Genomic DNA, 16,173 nt, shown 5'->3' with positions numbered 1-16,173 from the left:
GCGCTACTCGGCCGAGGGCGCCTCACCCTCGTCCGTCTCCTCGGCCTCGATCACGACCACGGTCTCGTCGACGACGTCCTCACCGTCGACCTCCTCCGCCTCGCGACCCGCCTCGGCGTTACGTGCGATGCCGACCACGGCATCGCGCTTGCCCAGGTTGATCAGTTGGACGCCCATGGTGTCACGGCCCGTCTCCCTGACTCCGCTGACTCGCGTGCGAATCACACCGCCGGACAGGGTGATGGCGAGGATCTCGTCGGTCTCCTCGACAATCAGCGCGCCGACGAGCGATCCACGGTCCTCGACGATCTTTGCAGCCTTGATGCCGAGACCGCCACGTCCCTGGACGCGGTACTCGTCGACGGCCGTGCGCTTGGCGTATCCGCCGTCCGTCGCGGTGAACACGAACGTACCGGGTCGCACCACATTCATCGAGAGCAGTTCGTCGCCCTCGCGGAAGCTCATGCCCTTCACACCCGAGGTGGCACGGCCCATCGGACGCAGCGTCTCGTCCGACGCGGTGAACCTGATGGACTGCGCCTTCCGGCTGACGAGGAGCAGGTCGTCGTCCGCCGAGACCAGCTCGGCGCCGATCAGCTCGTCGTCCGCGCCGTTCTCCTGCGCGCGCAGGTTGATGGCGATGACACCGCCGGAGCGCGGCGAGTCGTAGTCCTTCAGCGGCGTCTTCTTCACCAGGCCCGCCTTGGTGGCCAGGACCAGGTACGGCGCCGCCTCGTAGTCGCGGATCGCGAGGATCTCGGCGATCGCCTCGTCCGGCTGGAAGGCCAGCAGGTTCGCCACGTGCTGACCACGCGCGTCCCGGCCGGCGTCCGGCAGCTCGTACGCCTTCGCGCGGTAGACCCGGCCCTTGTTCGTGAAGAACAGCAGCCAGTGGTGCGTGGTGGAGACGAAGAAGTGGTCGACGATGTCGTCTTCCTTCAGCTTCGCGCCCCGCACACCCTTGCCGCCGCGCTTCTGCGCCCGGTAGTCGTCGGTCTTGGTCCGCTTGATGTAACCACCACGCGTGACCGTGACGACGATGTCCTCCTCGGCGATCAGGTCCTCGATGGACATGTCGCCCTCGTAGGGGATCAGCTTGCTGCGCCGGTCGTCGCCGAACTTCTCGACGATGGCGGCCAGCTCGTCGTGGATGATCCGGCGCTGGAGGGACTCGGAGGCGAGGATCGCGTTGTACTCGTTGATCTTCGCCTGGAGCTCCTCGTGCTCCTGGACGATCTTCTGGCGCTCCAGGGCGGCCAGCCGGCGCAACTGCATCTCGAGGATGGCGTTGGCCTGGATCTCGTCGATCTCCAGAAGCTCCATCAGGCCCGTGCGGGCGATCTCGACGGTGTCGCTGGCGCGGATGAGCGCGATGACCTCGTCGATGGCGTCCAAAGCCTTCAGCAGACCGCGCAGGATGTGCGCGCGCTCCTCGGCCTTGCGCAGCCGGAAGCGCGTACGGCGGACGATGACCTCGATCTGGTGCGTCACCCAGTGGCGGATGAACGCGTCCAGGGACAGCGTGCGCGGCACGCCGTCGACCAGCGCCAGCATGTTGGCGCCGAAGTTCGTCTGCAGTTCCGTGTGCTTGTACAGGTTGTTCAGGACGACCTTGGCGACCGCGTCCCGCTTCAGGACGATGACCAGGCGCTGACCGGTGCGCGAGGAGGTCTCGTCGCGCACGTCGGCGATGCCGCCGATCTTGCCGTCCTTCACCAGGTCGGCGATCTTCTGCGCGAGGTTGTCCGGGTTCACCTGGTACGGCAGCTCGGTGACGACCAGGCACTGACGGCCCTGGATCTCCTCGACCTCGACCACCGCGCGCATCGTGATGGAACCGCGACCGGTGCGGTACGCCTCCTCGATGCCCTTGCGGCCCACGACCAGCGCGCCGGTCGGGAAGTCGGGACCCTTGATCCGCTCGATCAGGGCGTCGAGCAGCTCCTCCTGCGAGGCGTCCGGGTTCTCCAGGTGCCACTGGGCACCGGCCGCGACCTCACGCAGGTTGTGCGGCGGGATGTTGGTCGCCATGCCGACCGCGATACCGGCCGAACCGTTGATCAGCAGGTTCGGGAAACGCGCGGGCAGGACGGTCGGCTCCTTGGAGCGGCCGTCGTAGTTGTCCTTGAAATCGACGGTGTCCTCGTCGATGTCGCGGACCATCTCCATGGACAGCGGCGCCAGCTTGCACTCGGTGTAACGCATGGCGGCGGCCGGGTCGTTGCCCGGGGAGCCGAAGTTGCCGTTGGAGTCCACGAGCGGCATCCGCATCGCCCACGGCTGGGCGAGACGGACCAGGGCGTCGTAGATCGAGCTGTCGCCGTGCGGGTGGTAGTTACCCATGACGTCACCGACGACACGGGCGCACTTGTAGAAGCCGCGCTCGGGGCGGTAGCCGCCGTCGTACATGGCGTACAGCACGCGGCGGTGGACCGGCTTGAGGCCGTCCCGGACGTCGGGCAGCGCCCGGGACACGATGACGGACATCGCGTAGTCCAGGTACGAGCGCTGCATCTCCGCGTCGAGTCCGACCGGCTCGATGCGCAGCGTCGCCGGAGTCGACTCGGTCTCGGGCGTCACTGGCTCAGGGGTGAAGTTCGGGGTCTCGTCGGCCATTGCTGGTGAAGATCCTTCCTGGTGCGGTCAGCGGAGACCGACTCAGATGTCGAGGAAGCGGACGTCCTTGGCGTTGCGCTGGATGAACTGGCGACGTGCCTCGACGTCCTCGCCCATCAGCACCGAGAACAGGTCGTCGGCCTGGGCGGCGTCGTCGAGGGTGACCTGGCCGAGGACCCGGTGCTCGGGGTCCATGGTGGTCACGCGCAGCTCCTCGGCGTTCATCTCGCCGAGACCCTTGAAGCGCTGGATGGAGTCCTCGCGGATGCGCTTGCCCCGCTGGCGGCCCATCTCGATCAGTGCGTCGCGCTCACGGTCGGAGTAGGCGTACTCGATGTCGTCCCGACCCCACTTGATCTTGTACAGCGGGGGACGCGACAGGTACACGTACCCGGCCTCGACCAGCGGCCGCATGAAGCGGAACAGGAAGGTCAGCAGCAGGGTGTTGATGTGCTGGCCGTCGACGTCGGCGTCCGCCATCAGGATGATCTTGTGATAGCGGAGCTTGTCGATGTCGAAGTCCTCGTGCACACCGGTGCCGAAGGCGGAGATCAGCGCCTGGATCTCCTGGTTCTGCAGGATCTTGTCGATCCGGGCCTTCTCGACGTTGAGGATCTTGCCGCGGATCGGCAGGATCGCCTGGAACTCCGGGTTGCGGCCGGACTTGGCCGAACCGCCGGCGGAGTCACCCTCGACGATGAAGATCTCGCACTTGGCCGGGTCGTTGGACTGGCAGTCCGACAGCTTGCCCGGCAGGGACGCCGACTCCAGCAGACCCTTGCGGCGGGTGAGGTCGCGTGCCTTGCGGGCCGCCACGCGCGCGGTGGCCGCCTGGATGCCCTTGCGGATGATCTCCGCGGCCTCGACCGGGTTGCGGTCCAGCCAGTCGTTCAGGTGCTCGTAGACCGCCTTCTGCACGAAGGTCTTGGCCTCCGTGTTGCCCAGCTTGGTCTTCGTCTGGCCCTCGAACTGCGGCTCGCTCAGCTTGACCGAGATGATCGCGGTCAGACCCTCGCGGATGTCGTCGCCGGTGAGGTTGTCGTCCTTCTCGCGAAGGAGCTTCTTGTCGCGCGCGTACTTGTTGATCAGCGACGTCAGCGCGGCGCGGAAGCCCTCCTCGTGCGTACCGCCCTCATGCGTGTGGATGATGTTCGCGAAGGAGTACACGCCCTCGCTGTAACCGCTGTTCCACTGCATGGCGACCTCGAGGGACAGGCTCTTGTCCTTGTCCTCGGCCTCCAGGTCGATGATCGTGGGGTGCACCACCTCTCCCTTGCGGGAGTTGAGGTACTTCACGTAGTCGACGATGCCGCCCTCGTAGTGGTACGTGACGGACTTGACCTCGTCCTTCTCGTCCGCACCCGCCTCGTCGGCACCGCTGGTCGCCTTCGCCACCGCGCGCTCGTCGGTGAGCCGGATCGTCAGGCCCTTGTTGAGGAACGCCATCTCCTGGAAACGCCGCGACAGCGTCTCGAAGGAGTACTCCGTGGTCTCGAAGATCTCCGGGTCCGCCCAGAAGGTGACCGACGTGCCGGTCTCCTCCGTGGCCTCGTTCCGCTGCAGCGGGGCGGTGGGGACGCCCATCTTGTAGTCCTGCGTCCAGCGGTGGCCGTCCGTCTTCACCTCGACGGCGACCTTCGTGGACAGCGCGTTCACGACGGACACACCCACGCCGTGCAGACCACCGGAGACGGCGTACCCGCCACCGCCGAACTTGCCGCCCGCGTGCAGCACGGTCAGCACGACCTCGACGGCCGGCTTGCCCTCGGAGGGCACGATGCCGACCGGGATGCCTCGGCCGTTGTCCACCACACGGACCCCGCCGTCCGGCAGGATCGTCACGTCGATGGTGTCCGCGTAACCGGCCAGCGCCTCGTCGACCGAGTTGTCGACGACCTCCTGCACCAGGTGGTGCAGACCGCGCTCACCGGTCGAGCCGATGTACATACCGGGTCGCTTGCGGACCGCGTCCAGCCCTTCGAGCACGGTGATGGCGCTGGCGTCGTAAGAGGTGGAGGCGGCGGGTGCCTCGCCGTTGACGCCGGCGTCGGTGGACGGGATGTTCTCGTTGGGGTTGCCGGAATCGGCCACGAAGCGCCCTTTCTGGCACAGCACGAGCCGGGCTCCCGGGGGAACCCCCTCTGGGGGAGGGTCGCCGGAGCGGCTGCGGCATGTTGCGTTTGGTAAGCCTGGATCAGCGTTGCTCAGCTTTTCCCGGACAGTCCCCACGAGTGGGGCGGGATTCGCCTTCCAGTCTACCGGTAGCGCCGACAGTGATGGGGGTTTGCGGGCACCTGAGTCCCCATGTGCCGCCCTGAACCGGCCTCGATGGCATCCCGATATACGGAAGGGGGCTCCAAGGGGCTCACGGCGGCGCTCAGAGCTTTCGGCCGTCATCCCTTGTCCAGAGGGGGGTGCACGCTCCATCGGCGCAGGTGCGCAGCGGTGCGAACACGCTCCGCACAGGACCGGGGACGTGAGGTACGTCACCCGTAGGTGTCGCCCGGACCCCGGCTTCCAGGGGCCCTGAGGGGGCCGTAACGGCGTGCGGGACCGCTCGGACCGTGCACCTTGATCATGCGCACCGTGCCGTGGCCGAGGTCCTCGTTCAGCCGCGCGACCAGAGCGGGGGCCAGGAGCCGGAGCTGCGTCGCCCACGCCGTCGAGTCGCACAGCACCGACAGCACGCGCTCGTCCTCGTCGTAGCGCTGCGGCACACAGTGCTTCGCGAGGTCGTCGCCGACGATCTGCGGCCAGCGGCCCATCACCCCGCCCACCGCGGCCGGGGCCTCCCAGCCCCGCTCGTTGATCAGCCGGTTGATCGCCGCGCCCAGCGCCATGGGGTCGCGCCCGTCCGCGCGCGCGCCGGAGCGCAGTCCGCCGCGGCGCGCCTGCTTCTTCTGCCGCGCCGCGTCACCCCGCGCGCGTGCCTGCTCCTTCGCCGCGCGCAACGCCACGCGCGCGAGGTCGACGCCGGTCGGCTCGGGGGCCCGCTTCTCGCCGTCCCCGGCGGGCTGGTCCGTACTCATCCGCGCTCCACACTCATACGCGCTCCACCGTCCCACCGGAGACCGCGTAGCGCGCGCCGGCCAGCACGTGCGGCACGTCGTCGTCCACGGCCGCGGTCACCAGCACCTGCTCGCCCGGCGCGACCAGCTCCGCGAGCCGCTCGCGGCGGCGCGCGTCCAGCTCCGCGAAGACGTCGTCCAGGACGAGCACCGGCTCGTTGCCCTCCGAGCGCAGCAGGTCGTACGAGGCCAGGCGCAGCGCGAGGGCGTACGACCAGGACTCGCCGTGCGAGGCGTATCCCTTGGCGGGCAGCCGGCCGAGCTTGAGCACCAGGTCGTCGCGGTGCGGGCCCACCAGGGTCACCCCGCGCTCGATCTCCTGCTTGCGGGCCTCGCCGAGCGCGGCCGAGAGCTGTTCGTACAGCTCCTCGCGCGTGTGCGCCTCGCCCGGGGCCGACGGCTTGTACTCCAGCGCGAGCGGGCCGCCGCCGGGGGCGAGCTGCTCGTACGCCTTGTCGGCGAGCGGCTGGAGCGCGGCGATCAGGTCCAGGCGCTGGGCGAGCAGCTCGGCGCCCGCGCGCGCGAGGTGCTGGTCCCACACGTCGAGCGTGGACAGGTCCATGGAGCGGCCGCCGTGCCTGCGCGCGAGCGCCGCCGTCTTCAGCAGGGTGTTGCGCTGCTTGAGCACCCGTTCGTAGTCCGAGCGCACGCCCGCCATGCGCGGGGAGCGCGCGGTGATCAGCTCGTCCAGGAAGCGGCGCCGCTCGCCGGGATCGCCCTTGATCAGCGCGAGGTCCTCGGGCGCGAACAGCACGGTCCGCACGATCCCGAGCACGTCCCTCGGTCTGACCTGCGAGGAACGGTTGATACGGGCCCGGTTGGCGCGGCCCGGGTTCAGCTCAAGCTCGACGAGCTGCTGCCGGTCGCCCTGCCGCACCTGGGCCCGCACGATCGCCCGGTCGGCGCCCATGCGGACCAGCGGCGCGTCGGCGGAGACGCGGTGGCTGCCCAGGGTGGCCAGGTAGCCGACCGCCTCGACCAGATTGGTCTTGCCCTGGCCGTTGGGGCCGACGAAGGCGGTGACGCCCGGGTCGAGGGGAACCTCGGCCCGGGCGTACGAGCGGAAGTCGGCCAGCGAAAGATGCGTGACGTGCATGGTCGTTCGCCGACCTCCCTCAAGGTGTGGATCGCGGACGCGTCCTGGCGTCCGGTGTCCTGTGGACTACTTCTTCTCTACGGCGTGGCCGCCGAACTGGTTGCGCAGCGCGGCGATCATCTTCATCTGCGGCGAGTCGTCCTGGCGGGACGCGAACCGCGCGAACAGCGACGCGGTGATCGCGGGCAGCGGCACCGCGTTGTCGATCGCGGCCTCCACCGTCCAGCGTCCCTCACCGGAGTCCTGGGCGTAACCGCGCAGGCCCTCCAGGTGCTCGTCGTCGTCCAGCGCGTTGACCGCGAGGTCGAGCAGCCAGGAGCGGATGACCGTGCCCTCCTGCCAGGAGCGGAAGATCTCGCGGACGTTCTCCACGGAGTCGACCTTCTCCAGCAGCTCCCAGCCCTCGGCGTACGCCTGCATCATGGCGTACTCGATGCCGTTGTGGACCATCTTCGCGAAGTGGCCCGCGCCGACCTTTCCGGCGTGCACGGAGCCGAAGTCACCCTCGGGCTTGAGCGCGTCGAAGACCGGCTGCACCTTGGCCACGTTCTCGGCGTCGCCGCCGTACATCAGCGCGTAGCCGTTCGCCAGGCCGTGGACGCCGCCGGAGACGCCGCAGTCGACGAAACCTATGCCCTTGGCGGCGAGCTGCTCGGCGTGCTTCTCGTCGTCCGTCCAGCGCGAGTTGCCGCCGTCCACGACCACGTCGCCGGGCTCGAGCAGCTCGGCCAGCGCGTCGACCGTGCCCTGGGTGGCCTCGCCCGCCGGGACCATCACCCACACCACGCGCGGCCCGCTGAGCTTGCCCACCAGCTCTTCCAGGCTGTGGACATCCGCGATGTCGGCGTTGCGGTCGTATCCGATGACGGTGTGGCCAGCGCGGCGGATGCGCTCGCGCATGTTGCCGCCCATCTTGCCGAGACCGACGAGACCGAGCTCCATCAGTTGGTTCCTTAGTTCGCTGTGTGGCAGAGGGGACACCGACGTGCCCGACCCCAGAGCCTAGCCCCGCCCTGACCTGCACAACTGTGGGCATAGGCGCTCATACGTTCCCCGTCGCCGCCGTAGTTGCGGACGGTCGTAGTCGCCCCCGCTGCGGGCAGTCGTGCCGCTTGGGGCGGCACGGGTGGGCGCAGCGGCACCGGGCCGGCGCCGCAAGCGTTCCCCACCCCGGCCGAACCCCCCGCAGAGCGACAGTGCCGGACACCCACAAGAGGCGCCCGGCACTGTCCACACCTGTGGAGAACGTCAGCCGCTCAACCGCACCGGCATGATCAGGTACTTGTACGCCCCATCGGCCTCGGCGTCCACCGCGGGCTTCCCGCTCAGCAGCGCCGGCTTCGTGGACGTCGTGAACGACAACTGCGCCACCGGAGAGTCGATCGCGCTCAACCCGTCCAGCAGGAACGTCGGGTTGAAGGCGATCGAGATGTCGTCACCCTCCAGCGCCGCCTCGACCCGCTCCACAGCCTGTGCATCGTCGCTGGACCCGGCCTCGAGCGTCAGCACACCCTGCTCGAAGCTCAGCCGCACCGGCGTGTTCCGCTCCGCCACCAGCGCGACACGCTTGACGGCCTCGACGAACGGCGCCGTCTCGATCACCGCGACGGAGTTGAACTCGGTCGGGAAGAGCGTCCGGTACTTCGGCAGGTCGCCCTCGAGCAGACGCGTGGTCGTACGACGCCCCGCGCCCTCGAAGCCGATGAGGCCCTCGCCCGCGCCGGAGCCGGACAGCGCCAGCGTGACGCTGTCACCGGCGCCGAGGGACTTGGCGGTGTCCAGGAGCGTCTTGGCGGGCACCAGGGCGACCGCGGAGGCGTCCGGGTTCTCCGGCTTCCACAGGAACTCGCGGACGGCGAAGCGGTAGCGGTCGGTGGAGGCGAGGGTCACGGTGTCGCCCTCGATCTCGATGCGCACACCGGTGAGGACGGGCAGCGTGTCGTCACGCCCGGCGGCGATGGCCACCTGGGACGCGGCGGCCGCGAAGACCTCGCCGGGGACGGTGCCGGTGGCGGTGGGCATCTGCGGCAGCGCCGGGTACTCCTCCACGGGCAGGGTGTGGAGCGTGAAGCGCGAGGAGCCGCAGACCACGGTCGCCCGCACGCCGTCGGTGGAGATCTCCACCGGCCGGTTGGGCAGCGCGCGGCAGATGTCGGCCAGCAGGCGGCCGGAGACGAGGACCGTGCCCTCCTCCTCGACCTCGGCCTCGACGCCGACACGGGCGGAGACCTCGTAGTCGAAGCTCGACAGGCTGAGCTGGCCGTCCTCGGCCTTGAGCAGCAGGCCGGCGAGGACAGGCGCCGGCGGACGGGCCGGGAGGCTGCGTGCCGCCCACGCCACTGCCTCCGCGAGTACGTCGCGTTCCACCCGGATCTTCACCGTAAGCCGCCTCCTGCTGTTGCTTCTGAGTCCTCCGACTCGGCGTCGCCGCCCATCACGAGGGGAAGGACACCGGGGACCAGTCTGACGCACCGCGCTGACATCAGGTGCCGGTCGGGGTCAAGTCGGACCGAGGGGCGGTCGGGCCACCGAGGGCGAGTTGTGCACAGCCCCCGCTTCAAAACGGTTTCCAGGCTCTCTCTAGTTGGGAGTAGTAGTAGGGCCTGTGGATACCGTGGATAACCTCGTTTGCCCAGCTCAGGGCCACAATTTTATCCACCGGGCCTGTGGGCGGAGCCCGTGGATAACTCGGGTGTTCTGTGGAGAACAGAAAGTTCTGCACACACCGTCCCCAGGGAGGGCCGAGTTCTCCCCAGGTGCGTCCCCAGGTTTACCCACGTTTCCCACAGCCCAACCCGGCAGCTTCGTGTGACGGCTTTCACTCGATGCGGCGATCGGGGCCGTGGAGTTGCCGAACAGTGGACAGCCGTGTGGAGAAGGGCCCGATCGCTGGGGAAAACCGCCCCCAGCCTGTGGGTTCTCGGTGGACAACCTTTTCCACACCCTGGGGGCGGGGACGTTTTCCACACCCTGTGGAGATCCTTCGTCCACGAATCCACAGCCCTCTGAGCTGCACGGACGCTCCTTCCCTCGCTGCCCTGTGGACACAGCTTGGGACAACTTCGCCGTCCCCATGATGTGGACGGAAGAAACTCGCCGAATCTGTGGAGGAAGGCCGTAACCCGAGGGCCAATCGAACACCCGGGGGCGGTCGGGCGACGGGTCGGGGTGGGACCGGAGGGGGCGCGAGGGGGTCGCCAAGGGGTCGGTCGAGGCTTCGGGAGGGGGTCGGAGGGGGTCCCGGGCGCCTCGGGTCGTGTCACGGACGCTCGCGCGAGGGCGTTCCACAGGGCTGTGGGCAGCGCGCGGCGGGTGGCCGGTCCCGGGTGCGATGGGGGGCGCACCGGGGTGCTCGGGCGTCCGCGTCGATTGCCTCGATCCCCCGATCCGGCGGGCACGGGAAAGCGCCCCCGGGATCCCCCGAGGGCGCTCACGCGGCCGGCGCGGCACAAAGCCGCCGGACGGCCGTACTCAGCCGTTCTTGATGCGGTTCGTCAGCTCGGTCACCTGGTTGTAGATCGAGCGCCGCTCGGCCATCAGCGCGCGGATCTTGCGGTCGGCGTGCATGACGGTCGTGTGGTCGCGGCCGCCGAACTGTGCGCCGATCTTCGGCAGCGAGAGGTCGGTCAGTTCGCGGCACAGATACATGGCGATCTGCCGGGCGGTGACCAGCGCACGGCCGCGCGAGGTGCCGCACAGATCGTCCACGGTCAGCCCGAAGTAGTCGGCGGTGGCCGCCATGATGTCCGTCGCCGTGATCTCGGGCGCGCTGTCCTCGCCGCCGGGGATCAGGTCCTTGAGGACGATCTCCGTGAGTCCGAGGTCCACCGGCTGCCGGTTGAGCGACGCGAACGCCGTCACCCGGATCAGCGCGCCCTCCAGCTCGCGGATGTTCCGCGAGATGCGGGAGGCGATGAACTCCAGCACCTCCGGCGGGGCGTTGAGCTGCTCCTGGACCGCCTTCTTGCGCAGGATCGCGATCCGGGTCTCCAGCTCGGGCGGCTGGACGTCGGTGATCAGGCCCCACTCGAAGCGGTTGCGCAGCCGGTCCTCCAGCGTGACGAGCTGCTTGGGCGGCCGGTCGGAGGACAGCACGATCTGCTTGTTGGCGTTGTGGAGCGTGTTGAAGGTGTGGAAGAACTCCTCCTGCGTCGACTCCTTGTCCGCGAGGAACTGGATGTCGTCCACGAGCAGGATGTCCATCTCGCGGTAGCGCTTGCGGAAGCTGTCGCCCTTGCCGTCGCGGATGGAGTTGATGAACTCGTTGGTGAACTCCTCCGAGCTGACGTAGCGCACGCGCGTGCCCGGGTAGAGGCTGCGCGCGTAGTGCCCGATCGCGTGCAGCAGGTGCGTCTTGCCGAGGCCCGACTCCCCATAGATGAAGAGGGGGTTGTACGCCTTGGCCGGTGCCTCGGCGACGGCCACCGCGGCCGCGTGCGCGAAGCGGTTGGACGCGCCGATGACGAACGTGTCGAAGAGGTACTTCGGGTTGAGCCGCGCGGTCGGCTCGCCGGGTCCGCCGGCCGAGGGCGTCGAGGAACCGCCGGACGAGCCGCCGCGGCCGGTCCCGGCGGCGGGCAGCGAGGGTCCGCCCCGGTGGGCGCCCCCGCCTGACGGAGTGTCGGGCAGCTCGCGGCGGACCGGGTCGCGCTGGTCGTACTCGGTGCGGGACGTCTCGTAGTCGGAGCGCTGCTCGTAACCGGGGCGCTCGCGGCTCGCGCGGTACTCGGGCGACGTGCCGTAGGTGTCGCGACCGGAGCCGCCGTAGGAGTCCTGAGAGGACGGCGAGGCGTACGGGTCGCGCTCGGGGAAGCCGAGCCGGGGCTGCTGCCAGCCGTAGTCGTCCTGTCCGGTGCGCGGCCAGGCGCCCGGCTCGGGGCGCTGGTACTCGGCCGGGTAGGCGGGACGGACGGTGGGCAGCTCGGTGGGCGGGCGCTCGGCGCGGGCGGCCGGTCCCTCGTCGGGGAGCTGCCGGTCGTCGGCACGGTGGCGGCCGTAGCCCTCGTACGGGGCGGAGGGCAGCTCCGGCTCCTCGTAGCGGGGCCGGTCGGCGCTCTCGTGCGGGGGCTGCGGCTTGGGCGCGGCGGGCGCGGGCCTGCTGCTCGCGGAGTCGTCGACGGTGATCGCGGTCCGGATGGGGCGGCCACACTCCCGGCTGAGGGTCTCGCTGACGACGGGGGCGAGACGGTCCTCGAAGGCGCGCTTGGCGAATTCGTTCGGCACGGCGAGCAGGGCGGTGTCCGCGACCAGCGCGAGAGGCTGGCAGCGCCGGAGCCAGTGCTCGTCCTTGGCGTCCACACGCTGACCCGGACCCTCGCCGAGCAGTTGCTCCAGTACGCGTGGCCACACTGCGGCAAGATCGGCAGGTACGTCAGCCACAGGGCACGCTCTCTCGCAGATCCCACGAACGTGTGGTTGTGGGATGGGTCGGGATGAAAATCGGGTGGATGGGCCGGGCAATCCCGCTCGGGCGGGGATAAGGGAACGAATCGGAGTTCAGCCACGGTAGTCAGCGTGGCGGGTAGGGTTCAAGTTGTTGTCCCCAGCCTGTGGACAGTGTCCCTCGGTGGGCGCCGGTTTGACCGGATGGCGTAGCCGCGCGTACCGTAACCAGGTCGAGTTGTCGATGGCTGCTGCCGCCTGCCTCCGATGGGCACAGATCGCTACAGGTGATCGGGAAGCGGTGCACTCGGGCGTGACGCGAGCTACTCGTGGGCGCACGGTGACAGCCAGGACGGCACCCCGCCAACTACCGATTCTTTCTGGAGCCCCCGAGTGAGCAAGCGCACCTTCCAGCCGAACAACCGTCGTCGCGCGAAGACCCACGGCTTCCGCCTGCGGATGCGTACCCGTGCCGGCCGCGCGATTCTCGCGAACCGCCGCAGCAAGGGTCGCGCCGCCCTGTCCGCCTGATCCTGACCAGGTCGTGACGTCGTGCTGCCCACCGACCACCGGCTGAGGCGGCGCGAGGACTTCGCGACCGCGGTACGACGAGGGCGCCGGGCAGGCCGCCCGACCCTCGTCGTCCACTTTCGTAGCGGTGCCACGGACCCGCACGCGCCTGGGGAGAGCGCTCCCCCGACGCGTGCGGGTTTCGTCGTGAGCAAGGCTGTGGGTGGCGCGGTCGTGCGCAACAAAGTGAAACGCAGACTTCGTCACTTGATGCGTGACCGAGTTGCCCTGTTTCCCCCCGGTAGCCTGGTAGTCGTACGAGCGTTGCCCGGATCGGGAGACGCTGACCACGCACTGCTGGCCCGAGACCTGGACGCCGCCCTGGAGCGGCTACTGGGAGGGGGCGCGCGATGAAGTACCCACTGCTGGCCTTGATCAAGCTGTACCAGTGGACGATCAGTCCACTGCTCGGGCCGGTGTGCAAGTACTACCCGTCGTGCTCTCATTACGGCTACACGGCCATCGACCGGCATGGTGCGATCAAGGGAACGGCTCTGACCGCCTGGCGCATCCTCCGGTGCAATCCGTGGTCGCTGGGCGGAGTGGACCATGTCCCCCCGCGCAAGCGTCCGCGGTGGCACGAAATGCTGCGCGGCGCCTGGAGCGCACGCAGGGGCGGAACCTCCGCCGCCGAACCGGCCACCGAGGCGAAGCTATCCGAGCCTCCTTCGAGCCCGGCCGCAGAGACCTCGTCCCATGCCCAAGGAGCATGATTAGTGGACACGATTGCCAGCTTCTTCAGCTTCATCACGACACCCGTCTCCTGGGTCATCGTCCAGTTCCACACGGTGTACGGGACGATCTTCGGTCCTGACACGGGCTGGGCCTGGGGCCTGTCCATCGTGTCCCTGGTGATTCTGATCCGCATCTGCCTGATCCCGCTCTTCGTGAAGCAGATCAAGGCGACGCGCGCAATGCAGACGCTCCAGCCTGAGATGAAGAAGATCCAGGAGCGCTACAAGAACGACAAGCAGCGTCAGTCCGAAGAGATGATGAAGCTGTACAAGGAGTCGGGTACCAACCCGCTCTCCTCGTGCCTTCCCATCCTGGCGCAGTCTCCCTTCTTCTTCGCCCTGTACCACGTGCTCAACGGCATCGCGTCGGGCAAGACCATCGGTGTCATCAACACCTCGCTGCTGGAGAGCGCCCGCAAGGCGCACATCTTCGGCGCCCCGCTCGCCGCGAAGTTCAAGGACAGCGCCGACACCATCGCGGCGATGCACGCCTCGGTCACCGACGTGCGCGTCGTCACCGCGATCATGATCGTCCTGATGTCGGCGTCGCAGTTCTACACGCAGCGCCAGCTCATGACCAAGAACGTCGACACCACGGTGAAGACGCCGTTCATGCAGCAGCAGAAGATGCTGATGTACGTCTTCCCGGTCATGTTCGCCGTCTTCGGCATCAACTTCCCGGTCGGTGTCCTCGTCTACTGGCTGACCACCAACGTGTGGACCATGGGTCAGCAGATGTACGTCATCCGCAACAACCCGAACCCGGGCTCCAAGGCTCAGGCCGCGTACCTGGAGCGTCTGACCAAGCACGTCACGCACCACGGCAAGGTCCGCCGGCGCAGCGAGCGCACGATCGTCAAGGCGATCGTCGCCAAGGGCCGCGACCGCAACGAGGCCGAGCGGAAGTTCATCAACGCGCTGAGCAAGGCCGGTCTGGCCGCCCAGGCGGACGGGTCCGTGGTCAAGAGCGACGCCCAGGCCGTGGCCCAGACCGAGGACGGTACGGCGACCACCGCCGCGGCCACCCCCCGGCGCCAGCAGCCCAAGCGGCAGAGCAAGGCCCAGCGTCACCAGGGCGGTACCAAGCAGCCGGGTGGCGCCACCGCGACCACCTCGCTGGAGAAGTCCGACGAGCCTCGCTCCGACGAGCCTCAGGACGACGCCAGGCCCGCCGCTGCCAAGCAGCCCCAGAAGTCCGGTTCCGGCACCCGCAGCAAGGCCCAGTCCGGGCAGAGCAAGGGTGGTCCGCAGCGGCCCAAGTCCCCGTCCAAGAAGTAAGAAGGAGCCCATCCCGTGACGGAAGGCACCACCACCTCCGCCGCTGCCGAGGGTGCAGACACCCTGACTCGCCTCGAGCAGGAGGGTGAGATCGCCGCGGACTACCTGGAGGGTCTGCTCGACATCGCCGACCTCGACGGCGACATCGACATGGACGTCGAGGCCGACCGCGCCTCGGTTTCGATCATCAGCGACGCCGGTGGCCGCGACCTCCAGAAGCTGGTCGGCCGGGACGGCGAGGTGCTGGAGGCGCTGCAGGAGCTGACGCGCCTGGCCGTGCACCGGGAGACCGGTGACCGCAGCCGTCTGATGCTCGACATCGCGGGTTACCGGGCCAAGAAGCGCGCCGAGCTGGCCGAGCTGGGAGCGAAGGCGGCCGCCGAGGTCAAGAACTCGGGCGAGCCCATGAAGCTCAAGCCGATGACCCCCTTCGAGCGCAAGGTCGTGCACGACGCGATCAAGGGTGCGGGACTGCGCAGCGAGTCCGAGGGCGAGGAGCCGCAGCGGTTCGTCGTCGTGCTGCCCGCCTGATCGGCCCCTGTTCCACCGGCCCCGTCTGTTGCGTCTGAGGCGCAGACGGGGCCGAACTTTGTCAGCCTGTAGTTCTGGTGGCCGGCGCGGGATGCGTCGGCGCTGTACGGAAGGACGGTCCCCGTGACGGAGGCAGCGGAGCTTCCCCCCGCGCCCGAACAGGCGCGGGAAGTATTTGGCGATCGCTTCGACGACGCCGTGCGGTACGCGGAGCTGCTGGCCGAGGCAGGTGTGCAGCGCGGCCTGATCGGTCCCCGGGAAGTGCCCCGGCTCTGGGAGCGTCATCTGCTGAACTGCGCGGTGCTCTCCGAGGCGGTTCCCGAGGGAGTGACGGTCTGCGACGTCGGCTCGGGCGCGGGTCTGCCGGGCATCCCGCTGGCCTTGGTGCGGGACGACCTCAACATCACCCTGCTGGAGCCGCTGCTGCGGCGCACCACGTTCCTCACCGAGGTCGTGGAGCTGCTGGGCCTGGACCATGTGACCGTGGTGCGCGGACGGGCCGAGGAGATGCTGGGCAAGGTGCCGCCGGTGCATGTGGTGACGGCCCGCGCCGTGGCCCCGCTGGACCGCCTGGCCGCCTGGGGTATCCCGCTGCTGCGGCCGTACGGCGAGATGCTTGCGCTGAAGGGGGACACCGCCGAGGAGGAGCTGAAGGCGGCGTCCACCGCGCTCGCCAAGCTCGGTGCGGTCTCGACCTCCGTCCTCCAGGTGGGCGAGGGCGTCGTGGACCCCCTGTCGACCGTCGTGCGGGTGGAGGTCGGTGAAAGCCCGGGCGGTGTCCGCTTCGCGGCCAAGCGGGCCAAGGCGGCGCGGACGGGCCGGACGCGCAGGCGCCGCTGAGGTCAGATCGCATGGGATGGGGTGTGCCCCGGGACGGAGAACCCGGAGCGCACCCCAT

13 protein-coding genes are annotated in these 16,173 nt (G+C 69.1%); 6 read left to right on the top strand and 7 right to left on the bottom strand.

Annotated elements, in window-relative coordinates; translation table 11 throughout:
• Positions 1-3 precede the first annotated feature (3 nt).
• The 7 genes from gyrA to dnaA all read right to left on the bottom strand — a co-directional run bounded on the left by gyrA (position 4) and on the right by dnaA (position 12,159).
• Entirely contained in the window at positions 4-2,616 is a 2,613-nt protein-coding gene (gene gyrA, locus ACWEEU_RS02545; RefSeq protein ID WP_385739211.1) for a DNA gyrase subunit A, read from the bottom strand.
• Between the two features lie 42 nt (positions 2,617-2,658).
• On the bottom strand, positions 2,659-4,731 hold the full coding sequence (gyrB, locus tag ACWEEU_RS02540; RefSeq protein WP_451727669.1) for a DNA topoisomerase (ATP-hydrolyzing) subunit B: 2,073 nt from the start codon (positions 4,729-4,731) through the stop codon (positions 2,659-2,661).
• Between the two features lie 371 nt (positions 4,732-5,102).
• Complete coding sequence (locus ACWEEU_RS02535; protein WP_385739215.1) at positions 5,103-5,645, bottom strand: DUF721 domain-containing protein; 543 nt, start codon at positions 5,643-5,645, stop codon at positions 5,103-5,105.
• A 13-nt stretch (positions 5,646-5,658) separates the two neighbouring features.
• Entirely contained in the window at positions 5,659-6,780 is a 1,122-nt protein-coding gene (recF, locus tag ACWEEU_RS02530; protein ID WP_385739218.1) for a DNA replication/repair protein RecF, read from the bottom strand.
• 66 nt (positions 6,781-6,846) lie between these two features.
• Positions 6,847-7,722, bottom strand: coding sequence for a phosphogluconate dehydrogenase (NAD(+)-dependent, decarboxylating) (gnd, locus tag ACWEEU_RS02525; RefSeq protein ID WP_199581596.1), 876 nt, complete (start codon positions 7,720-7,722; stop codon positions 6,847-6,849).
• 306 nt (positions 7,723-8,028) lie between these two features.
• Positions 8,029-9,159, bottom strand: coding sequence for a DNA polymerase III subunit beta (dnaN, locus tag ACWEEU_RS02520; protein ID WP_199581597.1), 1,131 nt, complete (start codon positions 9,157-9,159; stop codon positions 8,029-8,031).
• Positions 9,160-10,251: 1,092 nt separating this feature from the next.
• The gene (dnaA, locus tag ACWEEU_RS02515) at positions 10,252-12,159 is read right to left on the bottom strand and encodes a chromosomal replication initiator protein DnaA (RefSeq protein ID WP_385739224.1); all 1,908 of its coding nucleotides are present in this window, start codon (positions 12,157-12,159) and stop codon (positions 10,252-10,254) included.
• Positions 12,160-12,555: 396 nt separating this feature from the next.
• Here dnaA and rpmH point away from each other — a divergent pair, with 396 nt between their 5' ends.
• The 6 genes from rpmH to rsmG all read left to right on the top strand — a co-directional run bounded on the left by rpmH (position 12,556) and on the right by rsmG (position 16,115).
• Positions 12,556-12,693, top strand: coding sequence for a 50S ribosomal protein L34 (rpmH, locus tag ACWEEU_RS02510; protein ID WP_018547628.1), 138 nt, complete (start codon positions 12,556-12,558; stop codon positions 12,691-12,693).
• 21 nt (positions 12,694-12,714) lie between these two features.
• Positions 12,715-13,086, top strand: coding sequence for a ribonuclease P protein component (rnpA, locus tag ACWEEU_RS02505; RefSeq protein WP_199581599.1), 372 nt, complete (start codon positions 12,715-12,717; stop codon positions 13,084-13,086).
• Positions 13,083-13,445, top strand: a complete 363-nt coding sequence (gene yidD / locus ACWEEU_RS02500) for a membrane protein insertion efficiency factor YidD (RefSeq protein WP_385739227.1) — start codon at positions 13,083-13,085, stop codon at positions 13,443-13,445. Before rnpA ends, yidD begins: the two co-directional genes overlap by 4 nt.
• 3 nt (positions 13,446-13,448) lie before the next feature.
• Complete coding sequence (gene yidC / locus ACWEEU_RS02495; protein WP_385739230.1) at positions 13,449-14,744, top strand: membrane protein insertase YidC; 1,296 nt, start codon at positions 13,449-13,451, stop codon at positions 14,742-14,744.
• 15 nt (positions 14,745-14,759) lie between these two features.
• Complete coding sequence (locus ACWEEU_RS02490; RefSeq protein ID WP_451727660.1) at positions 14,760-15,275, top strand: Jag family protein; 516 nt, start codon at positions 14,760-14,762, stop codon at positions 15,273-15,275.
• Positions 15,276-15,398: 123 nt separating this feature from the next.
• On the top strand, positions 15,399-16,115 hold the full coding sequence (rsmG, locus tag ACWEEU_RS02485; protein ID WP_199581603.1) for a 16S rRNA (guanine(527)-N(7))-methyltransferase RsmG: 717 nt from the start codon (positions 15,399-15,401) through the stop codon (positions 16,113-16,115).
• Positions 16,116-16,173 lie beyond the last annotated feature (58 nt).

The organism is Streptomyces sp. NPDC005004 (assembly GCF_053600675.1).
Note: the sequence above shows the minus strand (reverse complement) of the source record. Positions and strands in the feature narration are given on the sequence as shown.